16 protein-coding genes are annotated in these 13,854 nt (G+C 68.5%); 8 read left to right on the top strand and 8 right to left on the bottom strand.

All coding sequences use genetic code 11. The features are described from left to right. Positions 1-302: 302 nt before the first annotated feature. Positions 303-1,496, top strand: coding sequence for a hypothetical protein (locus tag ACLBKU_RS06865; protein WP_410178780.1), 1,194 nt, complete (start codon positions 303-305; stop codon positions 1,494-1,496). A gap of 24 nt (positions 1,497-1,520) precedes the next feature. Here ACLBKU_RS06865 and ACLBKU_RS06860 read toward each other — a convergent pair whose 3' ends face one another. Continuing rightward, positions 1,521-1,790: an usg protein gene (locus ACLBKU_RS06860; RefSeq protein WP_410178779.1), complete on the bottom strand. Its 270-nt coding sequence runs from the start codon at positions 1,788-1,790 to the stop codon at positions 1,521-1,523. 255 nt (positions 1,791-2,045) lie between these two features. Here ACLBKU_RS06860 and ACLBKU_RS06855 point away from each other — a divergent pair, with 255 nt between their 5' ends. The 4 genes from ACLBKU_RS06855 to ACLBKU_RS06840 all read left to right on the top strand — a co-directional run bounded on the left by ACLBKU_RS06855 (position 2,046) and on the right by ACLBKU_RS06840 (position 4,671). Beyond that, positions 2,046-2,489 carry a hypothetical protein gene (locus tag ACLBKU_RS06855; RefSeq protein ID WP_410178778.1) on the top strand — a complete coding sequence of 148 codons (444 nt, stop codon included), beginning with the start codon at positions 2,046-2,048 and terminating at the stop codon, positions 2,487-2,489. Then, entirely contained in the window at positions 2,486-3,121 is a 636-nt protein-coding gene (locus tag ACLBKU_RS06850; protein WP_410178777.1) for a terminase large subunit domain-containing protein, read from the top strand. The genes ACLBKU_RS06855 and ACLBKU_RS06850 overlap by 4 nt, the downstream gene beginning before the upstream one ends. Continuing rightward, positions 3,006-3,353 (top strand): DUF2793 domain-containing protein, encoded by a 348-nt coding sequence (locus ACLBKU_RS06845; RefSeq protein ID WP_410179009.1) that lies wholly within the window; start codon positions 3,006-3,008, stop codon positions 3,351-3,353. The genes ACLBKU_RS06850 and ACLBKU_RS06845 overlap by 116 nt, the downstream gene beginning before the upstream one ends. Positions 3,354-3,522: 169 nt before the next feature. Continuing rightward, positions 3,523-4,671 (top strand): OmpA family protein, encoded by a 1,149-nt coding sequence (locus tag ACLBKU_RS06840; protein WP_410178776.1) that lies wholly within the window; start codon positions 3,523-3,525, stop codon positions 4,669-4,671. Positions 4,672-4,916: 245 nt separating this feature from the next. Here ACLBKU_RS06840 and ACLBKU_RS06835 read toward each other — a convergent pair whose 3' ends face one another. From ACLBKU_RS06835 to ACLBKU_RS06805, 7 genes are all read right to left on the bottom strand, one after another. Continuing rightward, on the bottom strand, positions 4,917-6,473 hold the full coding sequence (locus ACLBKU_RS06835; RefSeq protein WP_410178775.1) for a spinster family MFS transporter: 1,557 nt from the start codon (positions 6,471-6,473) through the stop codon (positions 4,917-4,919). Positions 6,474-6,512: 39 nt separating this feature from the next. After that, a complete protein-coding gene (queC, locus tag ACLBKU_RS06830) occupies positions 6,513-7,211 on the bottom strand; it encodes a 7-cyano-7-deazaguanine synthase QueC (protein ID WP_410178774.1) in 699 nt (232 codons plus the stop codon). A 47-nt stretch (positions 7,212-7,258) separates the two neighbouring features. Further along, positions 7,259-7,678, bottom strand: a complete 420-nt coding sequence (locus ACLBKU_RS06825) for a hypothetical protein (protein WP_410178773.1) — start codon at positions 7,676-7,678, stop codon at positions 7,259-7,261. Between the two features lie 86 nt (positions 7,679-7,764). Next, positions 7,765-8,664, bottom strand: coding sequence for an Hsp33 family molecular chaperone HslO (locus ACLBKU_RS06820; RefSeq protein ID WP_410178772.1), 900 nt, complete (start codon positions 8,662-8,664; stop codon positions 7,765-7,767). Between the two features lie 55 nt (positions 8,665-8,719). Further along, on the bottom strand, positions 8,720-9,676 hold the full coding sequence (gene argF, locus ACLBKU_RS06815; RefSeq protein ID WP_410178771.1) for an ornithine carbamoyltransferase: 957 nt from the start codon (positions 9,674-9,676) through the stop codon (positions 8,720-8,722). Then, positions 9,673-10,869 (bottom strand): aspartate aminotransferase family protein, encoded by a 1,197-nt coding sequence (locus ACLBKU_RS06810; RefSeq protein WP_410178770.1) that lies wholly within the window; start codon positions 10,867-10,869, stop codon positions 9,673-9,675. Before ACLBKU_RS06810 ends, argF begins: the two co-directional genes overlap by 4 nt. A gap of 139 nt (positions 10,870-11,008) precedes the next feature. Beyond that, complete coding sequence (locus tag ACLBKU_RS06805; protein ID WP_410178769.1) at positions 11,009-11,785, bottom strand: cold-shock protein; 777 nt, start codon at positions 11,783-11,785, stop codon at positions 11,009-11,011. A 252-nt stretch (positions 11,786-12,037) separates the two neighbouring features. On the opposite strand from ACLBKU_RS06805, the gene ACLBKU_RS06800 reads away from it, so the two are divergent. The 3 genes from ACLBKU_RS06800 to ACLBKU_RS06790 are packed head-to-tail and all read left to right on the top strand — an operon-like array spanning position 12,038 to position 13,851. Further along, complete coding sequence (locus ACLBKU_RS06800; RefSeq protein WP_410178768.1) at positions 12,038-12,469, top strand: TIGR01244 family sulfur transferase; 432 nt, start codon at positions 12,038-12,040, stop codon at positions 12,467-12,469. Position 12,470: 1 nt separating this feature from the next. Next, positions 12,471-12,893 carry a hypothetical protein gene (locus ACLBKU_RS06795; protein ID WP_410178767.1) on the top strand — a complete coding sequence of 141 codons (423 nt, stop codon included), beginning with the start codon at positions 12,471-12,473 and terminating at the stop codon, positions 12,891-12,893. Beyond that, positions 12,886-13,851, top strand: coding sequence for a sterol desaturase family protein (locus ACLBKU_RS06790; protein ID WP_410178766.1), 966 nt, complete (start codon positions 12,886-12,888; stop codon positions 13,849-13,851). The genes ACLBKU_RS06795 and ACLBKU_RS06790 overlap by 8 nt, the downstream gene beginning before the upstream one ends. Positions 13,852-13,854 lie beyond the last annotated feature (3 nt).

Here is a 13,854-nt window from a genome sequence, read left to right as displayed (position 1 = left end):
TAGCTTAGTCCCTGAATACTCAGGGGATCGCAGCCATGCCTACCGAATTGTCCGCCCGGCGGAGCGCGCTTGCCGCGTCCGCGAGCCTTGCCTTGCTCGTGTTGACGGGATGCGGCGGTGGGGGAGGCGGAAGCGGCGGGGGCGGGACGGGTGTCACGGTGACCCGGCCAAGCTTCACCTCGTCCGCCACACCCAGTGTCGTCGAGAACACCGCGGGCGTCTTCTACACGGCGACCGCGACCGATCCGTAGGGCGATGCGATCACCTTCTCGCTGTTCAGCGGGCCGGATGCCGGCAATCTGGTGCTCGACAGCGACGGCGGCCTGCGCTTCAATCAGGCTCCGAACTACGACCTGCCGACCGACGCCAATCTCGACAATGTCTACGAGGTGACCCTGCGGGCGACGGCGGCCGGCGAGACCACGGATCTCGCGCTGCGCATCAGCGTCACCAACGATGTGGAGGGCGTTCGGGTGACCCGCGTCGCGACCGGGATCGTCGAACCGGCGGGTTTCGCGCGCGTGCTGAACGAGGAGACGCTGCTGGTCGCCGAGAAGGGCGGCAGGGTGCTGCGCTTCAACACCGCCACCAACGCGATCACCGAGGACACCTTCGTCCGCGACAATCGTCGCTCAGGCGAGGTGCTCGCGATCAGTCACGGCTTTCCCGGCAATATCTGGCAGCAGGGCGTCTATCTGGTCACCCACAGCGCCGCCGACGGCCTGACGGTCCAGGCCTTCAATGCTGCACGGGGCACCAAGGGGTTCCCGACGCTCGGCCCCACCTGGAGCGCGCCCACCACCGTGTCGATGATCAATGGCGGGTCGATCTTCATCGCCGTCGGCTCCCCGGCCGAAAGCGACGCGCAGGATGCCTCGACCCCTTACGGCAAGCTCATCGAACTGCCCTTCATCGATCCCTATGCCGGAGCCAGCTTTCTGCCTTCGGACGTGGTGAACATCCGGCCGCAGATCATCGGCGACGGGATTCGCCGCCCCGGCGGTTTCGCCTTCGGCTCGGCGCAGCTGTTCCTTGCCGACCGCGGCGGCACCCGCGAGCACGAGATGACGGTTTTCCAGACGAACTGGCGCCCGCTCGATTTCGGCTGGCCGTTCTGCGAAGGCTCGCAGGCGACCCGCGCGGACGCACCGGCCGCCGTCAACGGGCCGACGCTGGTCTATCCCTTCGGCACCGGCCGGCGGCAGGGCGAGGGCATTGTCGCGGGGGTCCTCAACGACGGCACCTTCCTGCCGGCGCTCGGCGACACCTACATCTTCGGCGACATCAACGGCACCATTTTCTCGATCAGTCAGGCGCGGCTGCGAGACGGGTTCCGGCACACGATCAACATCTTCGAGAACAAGAGCGAGGATTTCGTCCCGGATTCCGGACGGATCGACGGGCCGGTCGGCTTCGCTCTCGGCACGGGCAGCGACCACTTCTTCATCCTCGATCGCGACGGCGAGATCTTCAGGATGTCCCAGCGACCCTCCTGACGGGAGGGCCCGAAGCTTTCGCGTTCAGTGGATCGAGATGATCCCGTCCACCGCGCGCCATTCCTGGGGACCGATCAGGTGCTTGTGCGCCACCCGCACCGAGTGCAGCACCGCGTCGATCTCCCTCCGCCAGAAGGCGAGGAAGCGGTCGAGCTCGGGGAACTGCGGGGCGACGTCGTATTGCTGCATCACGAATTGCTGCAGCAGGTTGCGGTGATCGGGCATCCAGTAGTGGATCTCGACCGTCGACAGGCCGTAGCCTGCCATCTGGGCCATGAACGCGCGGTCCGTCATCACTCCTCCTCACAGGGCCAAGAAGAAAAGCGTCGCCCAAAGAATCTCACGAATTGCGCCGAGGTCAAGATCGCAGGGCTCCGTATCCGCCGCGGACCGCATCGCCGACGAATAACCAATATGGTTCTTTTTCCTTGACATCGTGACGCTCTCCGGTTATCAGAGGGCATCATCGAGAAATTGCGAGTCGCCACCGGGCGGCGTTCCGATCGGAGCGCCGCCTTCCTGCTGTCCGTGCAGAAAGGAATGCTCCCCATGGCCGACCGCAAGGCTTCCATTTCCGCCGCGCCGAGCCCGCAATGGCGACAGCGCTTTATCGAGACGCTCGCCAGCACGTCGAACGTGGCAGCAGCCGCCAAGGCCGCACGCGTCGGCGTGTCGCGTGCCTACCGCACCCGCCGTGCGGAGCCCGATTTCGCGCAGGGCTGGCGTACCGCTATCGCGGAGGGCTACCTCAATCTCGAGCTCGAGGTCATCCGCCGACTGCGCGAGGGCGACCTCAAGACCGCGAACGGCGACAAGTTCGACTTCGCGAACGCGATCCGGCTGATCGCGGCGCATCGTGACAGTGCCAAGGGCGGGGTGGGCGAGGTTCGCGACGTCAGCATCGCCGAGGTGCGCGCATCGATCACACGCAAGATCGAGAACGTCCGCCGCACCATCGAGCGGCAGGACGCTGCAAAGGCCGGCCGCGGATGACGGATCCTTTCGACTGGGCGAGGGAACAGGACCCGGACACCAAGGCGAGGTTCGGGAACGCGCTGGCCGACAAGCTGGACCAGGGCGAGAAAAACGGTCTCGATTTCGTCTGGGAGTTCACCGCCCGCAACGAACAGCTCCCGCCGCCGGGCGACTGGCGCATCTGGATGATCATGGCGGGCCGCGGCTTCGGCAAGACCCGCTCGGGCGCCGAATGGGTGCGGATGATCGCCGACGCGAACCCCGGCGCGCGCATCGCCCTCGTCTCCTCCTCGCTCGCCGAGGCGCGCGCGGTGATGGTCGAGGGCGAGAGCGGCCTGCTCGCGATCTGCCGTCCGGATCACAAGCCGGTGTTCGAGCCCTCGCTCCACCGCGTCCGCTTCAAGAGCGGCGCGCAGGCGCAGCTCTTCTCGGCGGCCGAACCCGAGACCCTGCGCGGGCCGCAGCACAGTCACGCCTGCCGGGCAGGCGCAGAAGGAGTTCTTTGTCAACGAGGCGCTTTCGCTGCTCGACGCGCTGCACGCGCACGCGGTCAAGGCCTCGCAGCCCGCGCCCCCGGCGAGCCCGGTGGAGGCCGACTGCTACCGCGTGACCGCACCCGCGACCGGCGCCTGGGCCAGCCGCGAGGATAGCATCGCGGTGGCGATCGCAGGCGACTGGCACTTCGTTGCGCCGCGTCACGGGATGGCGATTTTCGACCGCGCCGGCGACTGTCTGCTGGTGTTCCGGAGCGGATGGCAGCGCGCGCAGGCCCCGGCCGCTCCCACCGGAGGTGCCGTGGTCGATGCCGAGGCGCGCGCCTCTCTGACCGCCCTGATCGCCGCCCTCAAGGCCGTCGGCATCCTCGCCGCAGCCAGCCCCTGAGCGCGAGAATGGCTGAAAACCGCGCATTTCGGCCCAACATTTTTTATCCACAAGCCCCCGATCGCGACATTCTTGCAACACAGAGAGGGTATTGACGGCTTGCCTCGCACAGGGGGAAAAGATAGAGACGGCCTGTGCCTCAAGTCTAATGCAAAGGGGAATTTTGGATATGCGCAAACTCGTCATTGGGATGGCGATGGCTTCGACCGCGCTGGCCACGCCCGCCATGGCCCGCGAGGGTCAGTGGTACATTCAGGGTGACGGCGGCGTGATGATCGTCGAGGACCAGAGCCTCGACGTCAACGGCGTGACCGGCAACGCCAGCGCCGAGTACGACACCGACTACGATTTCGGTGCTGCCGTCGGTTACGATTTCGGCGCCTTCCGTCTTGAGGCCGAAACCAGCTACCGCGCCGCGGATCTTGAGAGCGTCACCGCCGGGAGCCAGGGCCTCGCCCTCAACCCGGTCGCCGGTGGCGGCTTCAACCGCTTCTTCGACACGCGCGAAGCGCTTGGCGAGGCGAACGTGCTGAGCTTCATGCTCAATGGCCTGTTCGACTTCGGCAAGGACGACGGCCTGCAGGGCTTCGCTGGCGGCGGCGTTGGGGTGGCCCGCGTCGACATGGACGGCCGCGTCAACGCGAACGGCCCCGGCGTGTGGAACGATTCGGACACCGGCTTCGCCTGGCAGCTGCTCGCCGGTGTGCGCGCGCCGATCAACGATCACTGGGATGTCGGCCTGAAGTATCGCTACTTCAACGCGCCCGACGTGAACCTCACCGATCCGCTCGGCCGTGCGCTCGACACCAAGTTCAACAGCCACTCGCTGCTGGGCTCGATCACCTACAACTTCGGTGGCGCGGAAGCTCCGCCGCCCCCGCCGCCGGCGCCTGCGGTGACCCCGCCCCCGCCGCCTCCGCCGCCTCCGCCGCCGCCCCCGCCGCCCCCGCCGCCGCCCAAGGCTGCGTGCAACACCGGCCCGTACATCGTGTTCTTCGACTTCGACAAGTCGGACATCACGGCCGAAGCTGCCCGCATCCTCGACAGCGCCGCGACGGCCTACGCGAACTGCGGCACGGCCAACGTGATGCTCGCCGGTCACACCGACCGCTCGGGCAGCACCCAGTACAACCTGGGTCTCGCCCAGCGTCGTGCCGACGCGGCGAAGGCCTACCTCGGCGGCCGCGGTGTTCCGACCGCTCGCATGACCACCCAGGCCTTTGGCGAAGCCAAGCCGCGGGTGCCGACCGCCGACGGCGTGCGCGAAGCGCAGAACCGTCGTGTGGAAGTGACCTACGGTCCGGGCTCGGGCATGTAAGCCACCGCTTCACGAAGCTAGGGAAGAGGGGCCGGAGCGATCCGGCCCCTTTTTTCTTTGGGCGCTTCGCGAGCGCCGCTGAGGGAGCCCGCCACCATCCGGCGGCGTCTCCGAAGGGCATTGGAAGCGTCGCGTCAGACCCCGGAATGCACGGCCGCGAGAGGTGCTCCGCGCCGGCGACGGCACAGGCCTCACACGGCTGAAGCGGGTTTCGAAGCCTCAGGCCCGGCTGCCCTCGCTCCCGCTCACTCCCCCATCGCCGCCCTTGCGCGGCTCTCGATCGTCGCCTCGGCCTGCGGCAGGGCGCGATAGGCGTAGACGAGCAGCGCCAGCGCGACAGGCGCGATGCCGATCAGCGACAGCACGCCGGTCCGCATGCTCCCGCTGATCTCGGAGATCTGGCCCACCATGTAGGGCCCGAGCGCCAGGCCGACGAGCGTCGTCGCGAGGAAGAACGAGGCGGTCGCCGTCCCGCGCATCCGGGGCAGGACGAGGTCCTGCGTCGTCGCCGCCGCCGCGCCCAGCGCCGTGGCCGCGAAGGTCACCGCGAGGAAGTTCATGACGTAGAACAGCACCGCGCTGTCGGTCGTGAACCCCACCCAGATCGGCACGATCGGCGCGAGCACCCCGAACATCACCACCAGGATCCGGCCTGCCGGATTGCGCCCGCGCAGCCAGTCGGACATGCGCCCGCCGAGGATCACCCCGAGGAAGCCGGCAAGCGCCCCGCCCCCGCCGAGCACGAACGCGAGCTGGTCCCTCGGTAGCTTCAGCACGGTCTCAGCGAAGAAGGGTCCCCAGAACGCCAGCGCATAGGCAACGAGCGAGACGAGCCCGTATCCAAGGGCCGTGCAGATGAACGCCGGCGTCCCCCAGATCAGCCGGAAGGTCGCTGGATCGCGCTGTCTGAGGGTGCTCGCCCACGAGAACACCGCGTAGTAGCCGAAGGCGACCGAGGACCACTGCGGGAAGTTCCCCGCCAGCTTGATCATCCCGAACGCGAAGGCGGCCATCGCTGCCGCCACGACGATGTTGACCATCACGGCCTTCGCGCCCCGCCTCGCAGCATGAATCAGCGTGAATGGCGGCAGAAGCATCGACAGGTCGATGAGGAAATCGAGCAAGGGATGCCGCTCCCCTGTCGCCGCCTTCGCTTGCCGCACCGGCTCGCGAAGCGATGCCACCCACAGCGCCAGCAGCACTCCCGGCAAGCCGACGGCGACGAAGGCCGCCTGCCACCCGACCAGCCCCGCCATGCCGCCGCCCGGATAGGCTGCATCCCATGCCTTCGAAATCTTGGCGCCGATCAGCAGCGACACCCCGCCCCCGAGATACAGCCCCGAGGAATAGATCGCGAGCGCCGTCGCGCGCTGGCGCGAGGGGAAGTAGTCCGAGATCAGCGAATAGGCCGTGGGGCTCGCCGTCGCTTCGCCCACACCCACACCGATGCGGGCGAACGACAGGACGAAAACGTTGCGGGCGAAGCCGGACAGGGCGGTCATCGTCGACCAGAGCAACAGGCCGATGCTCAGCAGCCGCACCCTGTGCCAGCGGTCGGCAAGCCGCCCGAGCGGCACGCCGAACAGCGCGTAGAAAACCGCGAAGGCCGCGCCACCCAGAAAGCCAAGCTGGTCTTCAGTCAGCTGGAGGTCGCGCTTGATGTCGACCGCAAGGATCGAGAGGATCTGGCGGTCGATGAAGTTGAGGATATAGACCACCACCAGCACGCCCAGCACATACCAGCTGTAGGCCGACGCCGACGGCTCGCTCGCCGCCTCGGGTGCGGTGGTGGTGTCGCTCAACTTCGATCCCCTATCCCGTGCGACCGGCGGCGCGGCCGATCATGCCTTGTAGGGCGTGCTATCGACAATCCCGGCCTCGGCAAAACCCTTTTTCCTCAGGCGGCAGGAATCGCACAGCCCGCAGGCGAGGCCCTGGGGGCTCGGGTCGTAGCACGACCAGCTCCACGCCGGATCGAGGCTTAACCGGGCGCATTCGCGGGCGATGTCGGCCTTGGTCATGTGCTGGAGCGGCGCGTGGATCGTGAAGGGCGCCCCCTCCACCCCCGCCTTGGTGCCGAGCCGCGCGGTTTCGGCGAAGCTGGCGATGAACTCCGGCCGGCAATCGGGATATCCCGAATAGTCGAGCGCATTCACCCCGATGAACACGTCGCGCGCTCCCGCCGCCTCGGCGCAGGCCGTGGTCAGCGCGAGGAAGACGAGGTTGCGCGCGGGTACGTAGGTGACGGGAATGTCGTCCCCCACGCCGTCCTTGGGCACCGCGATGCTGTCGGTCAGCGCCGAGCCGCCGAAGGCGCGCAGGTCGAGCGCGATCTGCGTGTGCCGCGCGAGGCCCAGCCGCTCGGCGATCCGCGCGGCGGACTGGAGCTCGAGCTTGTGGCGCTGGCCATAGTCGACCGTCAGCGCATGGACCGCGAAGCCCGCCTCCTGCGCGAGCGCGGCGGTCACCATCGAATCGAGCCCGCCCGAGAGCAGCACCACGGCGAGAGGCTTGGCGGAGGCGTATTCAGGATCGCTCATGGCGCGGCCCTATCACGCGCGCCCGCGAAGGCAATCCTGGCGGGCAATCAGCAGGGCCCGGTGCGGCGCGCCTCGGCGGTGACCTCGAAGGGCATGCCGTTGTGGATGCCCTGGCTCTCGACCTGCACCAGCGCGCCGGTCTCGCGCCGGATGCTGGTGCGGGCATAGCCGTTGCCGGGGCAGGTGTACTGCACCGTCACGCGCGCGGGGCTGTCCTCCACGACGAACTGGCTGCACCCGCCCTCGCGGTGCATGATCTGGATGAGCTCGGCCCCCGACTTTACGCAGATCCGGCGATCGGCCGCCATGCCGCGGCCCTTGAGCGTCCACTCGCCCTTGCTCAGCGTGCCCAGCATCGCGAGCCCGCCGCCCTGCGCCAGCACCGGCACCGACAGGACCAGCGCCGCGACGCCCGCGAGGCCCCCCAGAGCCAGCGCCCCCCATCTCGTCTGCCCGTGACCTGTCATCCCTGTCCTCATGCCACCCCCGCGCCGCGGCGCCTTGCATAAAATGGTCGATTTGGCGGCGCTCGTCGAGTTTTCGCGGGCCCCGGTCAGATCGCCAGCGCGAAACTGCGCGAGCAGAACTGGCAGTCGACCGCGATCACCCCGTCCTCGCCGCGCATCTCGTCCTGTTCGTCGGCCGGGAAGCGGGCGATGATCGCCTCGTAATGCGCGGTCGAGCACCGGCAGCCGCGGGTCAGCGCGGCGCCCGGCTGGACGCGCACCTCCTCCTCCTCGTGGAACAGCCGCCAGGCGATCGCCTCGAGCGAGAGCGCGGGATCGAGCAGCTCGTCGTGGCCGATCGTGCCGGCGAGGATCGCGACGTGCTCCCAATCGGGGTGATCCATCCGCACGTGGAGCCGCTCGCGCCCCTCCTCGCCGTCGGGCAGGTGCTGGACGAGCAGGCCCGCCGCCGTCCGCCCGCCCGCGCCCGAGCGGCTGGCGACGCGGATCAGCGTCGGGATCTGTTCCGACTGGCTGAAATAGGTCTCGCAGGCCGCCGCGAGGCTGTCCCCCTCGAGCGGGACGATCCCCTGGTAGCGCTGGCGCCCTTCGGTCTCGAAGGTGATCGCGAGATAGCCCTCCCCGAACAGTGCCGCGAGCGACGGATTCGCGCCGAGCTTCGCCAGCCGCTCCGCGTCGAAATCGGCATAGCCGCGCACCGCGCCCGCGCGGTAGTCGCACACCAGCAGGCGGACCACGCCGCCATTGGTCTGCGCCTGCATCGTCATCTGCGCGTGCTCGCCCTTGAGCAGCCCGCCCATCAGCGCGCCGAGCACCAGCGCCTCGCCGAGCAGGTGGGTAATTGGCGCGGGGTAGCTGTGCGCCGAGAGCACCTCCTCGAGCACGCCCTCGAGCCGCACGATGCGCCCGCGCGCATTGCGGCCCTGCAGGGTGAAGCCCAGCAGGGTGTCGGAATAGGTCTCGGCGGTGGCGATGGTCTCGGTCATCCCCGCGCATATGGGGATACTTCGCGTCAGGTGAAAGACCCCTGCCGCCGCGCGGTCAGTCGCCGAGCAGCCCGAAGGCCCAGAGCAGCACCGATTTCTGCGCGTGGATGCGATTCTCGGCCTCGTCGAAAACCACCGACTGCGGCCCCTCGAACACTTCCTCGCTGACCTCGTCGCCCACGTGCGCGGGGAGGCAATGGAGGAAGATCGCGTCGGGCCTGGCCTCGGCCATCAGCGCGGCGTTGACCTGATAGGGCGCCATCGCCGCCTTCTTCTCGGCGGCGTCGGCCTGGCCCATCGAGATCCAGGTGTCGGTGACGAGCACGTCCGCGCCGCGCGCCGCTGCCGCGGCGTCCTGCGTCAGCGTCACCACCGCCCCGCGCTCGCGCGCCTGCGCAACGAAGGCCGGATCGGGCTCGTAGCCCGCCGGCGTCGCCACCCGGACGTTGAACTTCATCAGCCCCGCCGCCTCGAGAATCGAGTGCAGCACGTTGTTCCCGTCCCCGAACCACGCGACCTCGAGCCCCGGGAGCGCCTTGCCGTGCTCGATCACCGTCAGCAGGTCGGCGACGATCTGGCAGGGGTGCGACAGGTCGGTCAGGCCGTTGATCACCGGCACCGAGGCGTGCGCCGCCATCTCCTCGATCTTGGCATGATCGTCGGTGCGCAGCATGATGCCGTCGACCATCCGGCTCAGCACCCGCGCGGTGTCGGCGATGGTCTCCCCGCGCCCGAGCTGGCTCGATCCCGAATCGAGGATCAGCACCGTCCCCCCGAGCTGGCGCATCGCGATGTCGAAGCTGACGCGGGTGCGGGTCGAGTTCTTCTCGAACACCAGCGCCAGCACGCGGCCGGCGAGCGGCGCGTCGGCATCGGGCGCGCCCTTCGGCAGCCCAACGCGCCCCGCCTTGCGGTCGATCGCGTCGTTCAGCATCGCCGCGAGCGCATCGCCCCCGGCATCGCCGAGGTCGAGGAAATGGCGCAGCGCGCCCCCTGCCCCCGCGCCGCTCATGCCGCTTCCGGCACCTTGTAGCTCGCCGCACCGGCGGAGAGCTTGTCGAAGAACTCGTCGATCTCAGGTTCGCCGATCACCAGCGGCGGGATGATGCGGATCGTGTTGTCGCCCGCTGCCACCGTCAGCAGCTGGTGGTTGTCGCGCAGGTGGACGTAGAAGGGGCGGCTCTCCATCTTCATCTTGAGGCCGAGCATCAGGCCCTTGCCCCGCACCAGCTCGAAAAGCTCGGGGTAGTTGCCGATGAACTGCTCGAGCCGGGTGCGCAGGCGCTCGCCCTTCTCGGCGACCGAGTTGAGGAATTCCTCGTTCGCCACCGCCTCCATCACCGCGGTCCCCGCCGCCATCGCGAGCGGGTTGCCCCCATAGGTCGAGCCGTGGGTGCCGAAGGTCATGCCGCGCGCGGCCTTCTCGGTGGCGATGCAGGCGCCGAGCGGGAAGCCGCCGCCGATGCCCTTGGCGGTCGCCATGATGTCGGGCTCGATCCCGTAATGCTCGTAGGCGTAGAGCTTGCCGGTGCGCGCGACGCCGCACTGCACCTCGTCGAGGATCAGCATGAGGTCATGCTCGTCGGCGAGCGCGCGCAGGCCCTGCATGAATTCCTGCGAGGCCGGGCGGATGCCGCCCTCGCCCTGGATCGGCTCGACGAGGAAGCCTGCGGTGTTGGGCCCGATCAGCGCCTTGGCGGCCTCGAGATCGTCGAAGGGCGCATACTTGAACCCGGCGAGCAGCGGCGAGAAGCCGTGGTGCATCTTCTCCTGGTTCGACGCGCTGATCGTCGCCATCGTGCGGCCGTGGAAGGCATTGTGGAAGGTGATGAGCTCGAAGCGGTTTGTGTCGCCGCCTTCGGCGTTCTGGTGATAGGCGCGTGCGGTCTTGATCGCCGCCTCGACCGCCTCGGCGCCCGAGTTGGTGAAGAACACCGTGTCGCCGAAGGTCGTGTCGACCAGCCACTGCGCGAGGCGCTCGCCCTGCGGGCTGCCGTAGAGGTTGGAGACGTGCATCAGCGTCGCGGCCTGCTGCTGGATCGCGGAGATCAGCCCCGCGTGCGAATGGCCGAGCAGGTTCACCGCGATGCCGCTCGCGAAGTCGAGGTAGCGGGTGCCGTCCTCGCCGATCAGATGGCAGTGCTCGCCGCGCACCGGCCGGACACCGCAACGCGGATAGACGGGCATGAGCGGGGTGATCGACATGGGCTTGGGTCCTGCAATTGAAGTGTCGGGGGGGGTGATGAAAACGCAAATGGCGGCCCTGAACCAGAGCCGCCATCCGCTTTACCGTTAATCTTCCGCTGGTCCCGCGTCAAACCGCGGGAGCGCGGTTTCGGCCGGGTCAGCCTTCGATCGGTGCCAGGTTGACGGCGGAGTACTTTCCGCGTCGGTCCACCTCGAGATCGAATTCGTAGCGCTCGCCCTCGTTGATGCCGCTGAGGCCCGAACGTTCGACCGCGCTGATGTGCACGAAGGCATCCGGCTGGCCATCATCGCGGACGAGGAAGCCGAAGCCCTTCATCGCGTTGAAGAACTTGACCGTGCCCTTGGCACGCTCACCGGTCAGCTCGCGCTGCGGGGCGGCGGGCTTGGCGGCCACGGCGATCACCTCGCCCACCACCTGGAGGTCCTGCGCCGACACCTTGCCGCCGCGGTCCACGAGGTTGTACTGGAGCTCCTGCCCCTCGGCGAGGCCTTCGAGCCCGGCACGCTCGACGGCGCTGATGTGGACGAACACGTCCTCACCGCCGCCGTCCTGCTGGATGAAGCCGAAGCCCTTCTGGGTGTTGAAGAACTTCACCGTGCCCTTGCCGGTGCCGACGATCTGGGCGGGCATGCGGCTGAAACCGCCGCCACCACCGCCGCCGGGACCACGCGGGCCCCCGCCACCGCCGCCGCGCGGGCCGCCGAAGCCGCCGCCACCGCCGCCGCCGTAGCGATCCCCGCCACCGCCGCCACCGCCGAAGCGGTCACCGCCGCCGAACCGGTCGCCGCCGCGATCGCCGAAATCGCGCGGGGGCGGAAAACCGTCCATCCCGCCGCCGAACGGATCGAAGCCATCTTCGCCGAAACCGTCGCGCTTGTCGCGGCCGCGCCGGCGTCCCCTATCGTAACCCATAGATCAGTACGTACCTTGCCACACTGCCCGCCCTCCATTGCGCCGGTGTCGTGGACAGTGAGCCGCACCGGACGCAGACGCTCCCGCCCCGAGGGCCGGCAACGCACGTGGCATCAGGTATAGCGCACAAATGCTTGCGTTGCGAATGAAATAACCGACCGTACCGCGAGGCTCCGGCAAGGGCGCTTGTGCAGTCCCGGTGCTTTGGGCATGAATTGCGCCAAGGAACCTGCGGCCACAAGAGGACGGATGATGAGCGATTTTCGGCGCCTGACGGAAAATGTCTTGGTCAGCCCGCAGCTTGCACTCGAGGACATCGCCGCGGCCGCGGCGCTCGGGGTGACCACCATCGTCAACAACCGCCCCGACGGCGAAGAGCCTTTGGCCCCGCAGGGCGACGCGGTTGCCGACGCCGCCGCCGCCGCGGGCCTCAACTATGTTGCCATTCCGGTCGGCCATGCGGGCTTCAGCGAGCCGCAGGTCGACGCGATGATCCAAGCGCTTGAACAGGCCGAGGGACCGATTCTCGCCTATTGCCGCTCGGGCACCCGCTCGACCCTGCTGTGGGCGCTCGCCGCGGCAAAGCAGGGCGAGAACCCCGACGCGATCGCCCGCACCGCGGCGCAGGCGGGCTACGACGTGAGCCCGATTCGCACCATGATCGAGATGCTCAGCCAGCGCTGAGATGTCCGGCTTCGCGCTCCAGACCGCCGTCTCGCTCGCCGCGATCCTCGCGCTCGCGGGCCTCGCGTGGTGGCTGAAGCTCGGCGGCGACCCGCGCCTCGACAGCGAGGATAGCGTCGCCCGCGCGGCCGGCGAGGTCGAGGACGGCTTCGTGCCCGTCGCCGCCGCCTGCGATGCCGTGGGCGCAGCCGCGCTCGCCCGCGACGCGAGCGGGCGGATCATGCTCATCAAGCGCCACGGCAACCGCTTCGCCGGGCGCATCCTCGGCCCAGCCGCCCGCGCCGTGCCCGAAGACCATCCCGGCGAATGCAACCTCGTCGTCGATCCGGGCGAGCCGCGCTTCGGCCGGGTGTTCCTCACCATCCCCGAGCCCGAGGCTTGGGCCGAGGCGATCGATCGGCTAAACGGGCGCCAGCATGCCTGACTTCATCAAGCCCACCGAACTCGCCGTCCCGCTGTTCGTCGTCGCGGTGCTCGCCGAGATGATCTGGGCGAAGCTGCGCGCGCCGGAAGCCTACGAGCCCAAGGACACCCTCGTCAGCCTCGCCTTCGGCCTCGGCTCGACGATCGCGGGCGTCCTCCTCGGCGGCTTCGCGCTTGGCGTTTTCATCCAGACCTACGAATACCGCCTGTTCGACTTCGGCCCGCAATGGTGGACGGTGTGGTGGGCCTGGCCAGTGTGCTTCGTGCTCGACGACCTCAAGTACTACTGGGTGCACCGCGCCGGGCACCGCATCCGCTGGATGTGGGCGAGCCACGTCAACCACCACTCCTCGCAGCACTACAATCTCTCGACCGCCTTGCGGCAGAGCTGGACCGGGGCCTTCACCTTCGGCTTCCTCTTCGCGGTGCCGCTGGTGCTGCTCGGGTTTCACCCGGTGATGATCGCGATCTGCGGCGGGTTCAACCTCGTCTACCAGTTCTGGATCCACACCGAGGCAATCGGCAAGATGCCGCGCTGGTTCGAGGCGGTGATGAACACCCCCTCGCACCACCGCGTCCACCACGCGACCAACCCGCGCTACCTCGACACCAATTACGCGGGCGTGTTCATCGTCTGGGACAAGCTGTTCGGCACCTTCACCCCCGAGGTCGATGACGAGCCGATCCGCTACGGGATCGTCAAGCAGCTCGGCAGCTTCAACCTCTTGTGGGCGGTGTTCCACGAGTGGATCGGGATGCTCGCCGACATCGCCCGCGCTCCGTGGCGGCACAAGCTCTCCTATCTCCTGCGCGAGCCCGGCTGGAGCCACGACGGCAGCCGCGAGACCAGCGACATGATCCGTGCCAGATGGCAGGTCCGGACCGGCGCAGCTGTTGCGTCGCAGGCAACATCAGTGGCTGATCGAAACCCGATTGCGGGCGGCGCCGAAGCTGCCTAATCC

The organism is Erythrobacter sp. NE805 (genome assembly GCF_046452355.1).
Lineage (GTDB): Bacteria > Pseudomonadota > Alphaproteobacteria > Sphingomonadales > Sphingomonadaceae > Erythrobacter.
Note: the sequence above shows the minus strand (reverse complement) of the source record. Positions and strands in the feature narration are given on the sequence as shown.

Excerpts from the sequence above, each read along its gene's own strand:
- ACLBKU_RS06860 (WP_410178779.1), bottom strand. The coding sequence starts at position 1,790 with ATGACGGACCGCGCGTTCATGGCCCAGATGGCAGGCTACGGCCTGTCG.
- ACLBKU_RS06855 (WP_410178778.1), top strand. The coding sequence starts at position 2,046 with ATGGCCGACCGCAAGGCTTCCATTTCCGCCGCGCCGAGCCCGCAATGG.
- ACLBKU_RS06850 (WP_410178777.1), top strand. The coding sequence starts at position 2,486 with ATGACGGATCCTTTCGACTGGGCGAGGGAACAGGACCCGGACACCAAG.
- ACLBKU_RS06840 (WP_410178776.1), top strand. The coding sequence starts at position 3,523 with ATGCGCAAACTCGTCATTGGGATGGCGATGGCTTCGACCGCGCTGGCC.
- queC (WP_410178774.1), bottom strand. The coding sequence starts at position 7,211 with ATGAGCGATCCTGAATACGCCTCCGCCAAGCCTCTCGCCGTGGTGCTG.
- ACLBKU_RS06825 (WP_410178773.1), bottom strand. The coding sequence starts at position 7,678 with ATGACAGGTCACGGGCAGACGAGATGGGGGGCGCTGGCTCTGGGGGGC.
- ACLBKU_RS06820 (WP_410178772.1), bottom strand. The coding sequence starts at position 8,664 with ATGACCGAGACCATCGCCACCGCCGAGACCTATTCCGACACCCTGCTG.
- argF (WP_410178771.1), bottom strand. The coding sequence starts at position 9,676 with ATGAGCGGCGCGGGGGCAGGGGGCGCGCTGCGCCATTTCCTCGACCTC.
- ACLBKU_RS06810 (WP_410178770.1), bottom strand. The coding sequence starts at position 10,869 with ATGTCGATCACCCCGCTCATGCCCGTCTATCCGCGTTGCGGTGTCCGG.
- ACLBKU_RS06805 (WP_410178769.1), bottom strand. The coding sequence starts at position 11,785 with ATGGGTTACGATAGGGGACGCCGGCGCGGCCGCGACAAGCGCGACGGT.
- ACLBKU_RS06800 (WP_410178768.1), top strand. The coding sequence starts at position 12,038 with ATGAGCGATTTTCGGCGCCTGACGGAAAATGTCTTGGTCAGCCCGCAG.
- ACLBKU_RS06795 (WP_410178767.1), top strand. The coding sequence starts at position 12,471 with ATGTCCGGCTTCGCGCTCCAGACCGCCGTCTCGCTCGCCGCGATCCTC.
- ACLBKU_RS06790 (WP_410178766.1), top strand. The coding sequence starts at position 12,886 with ATGCCTGACTTCATCAAGCCCACCGAACTCGCCGTCCCGCTGTTCGTC.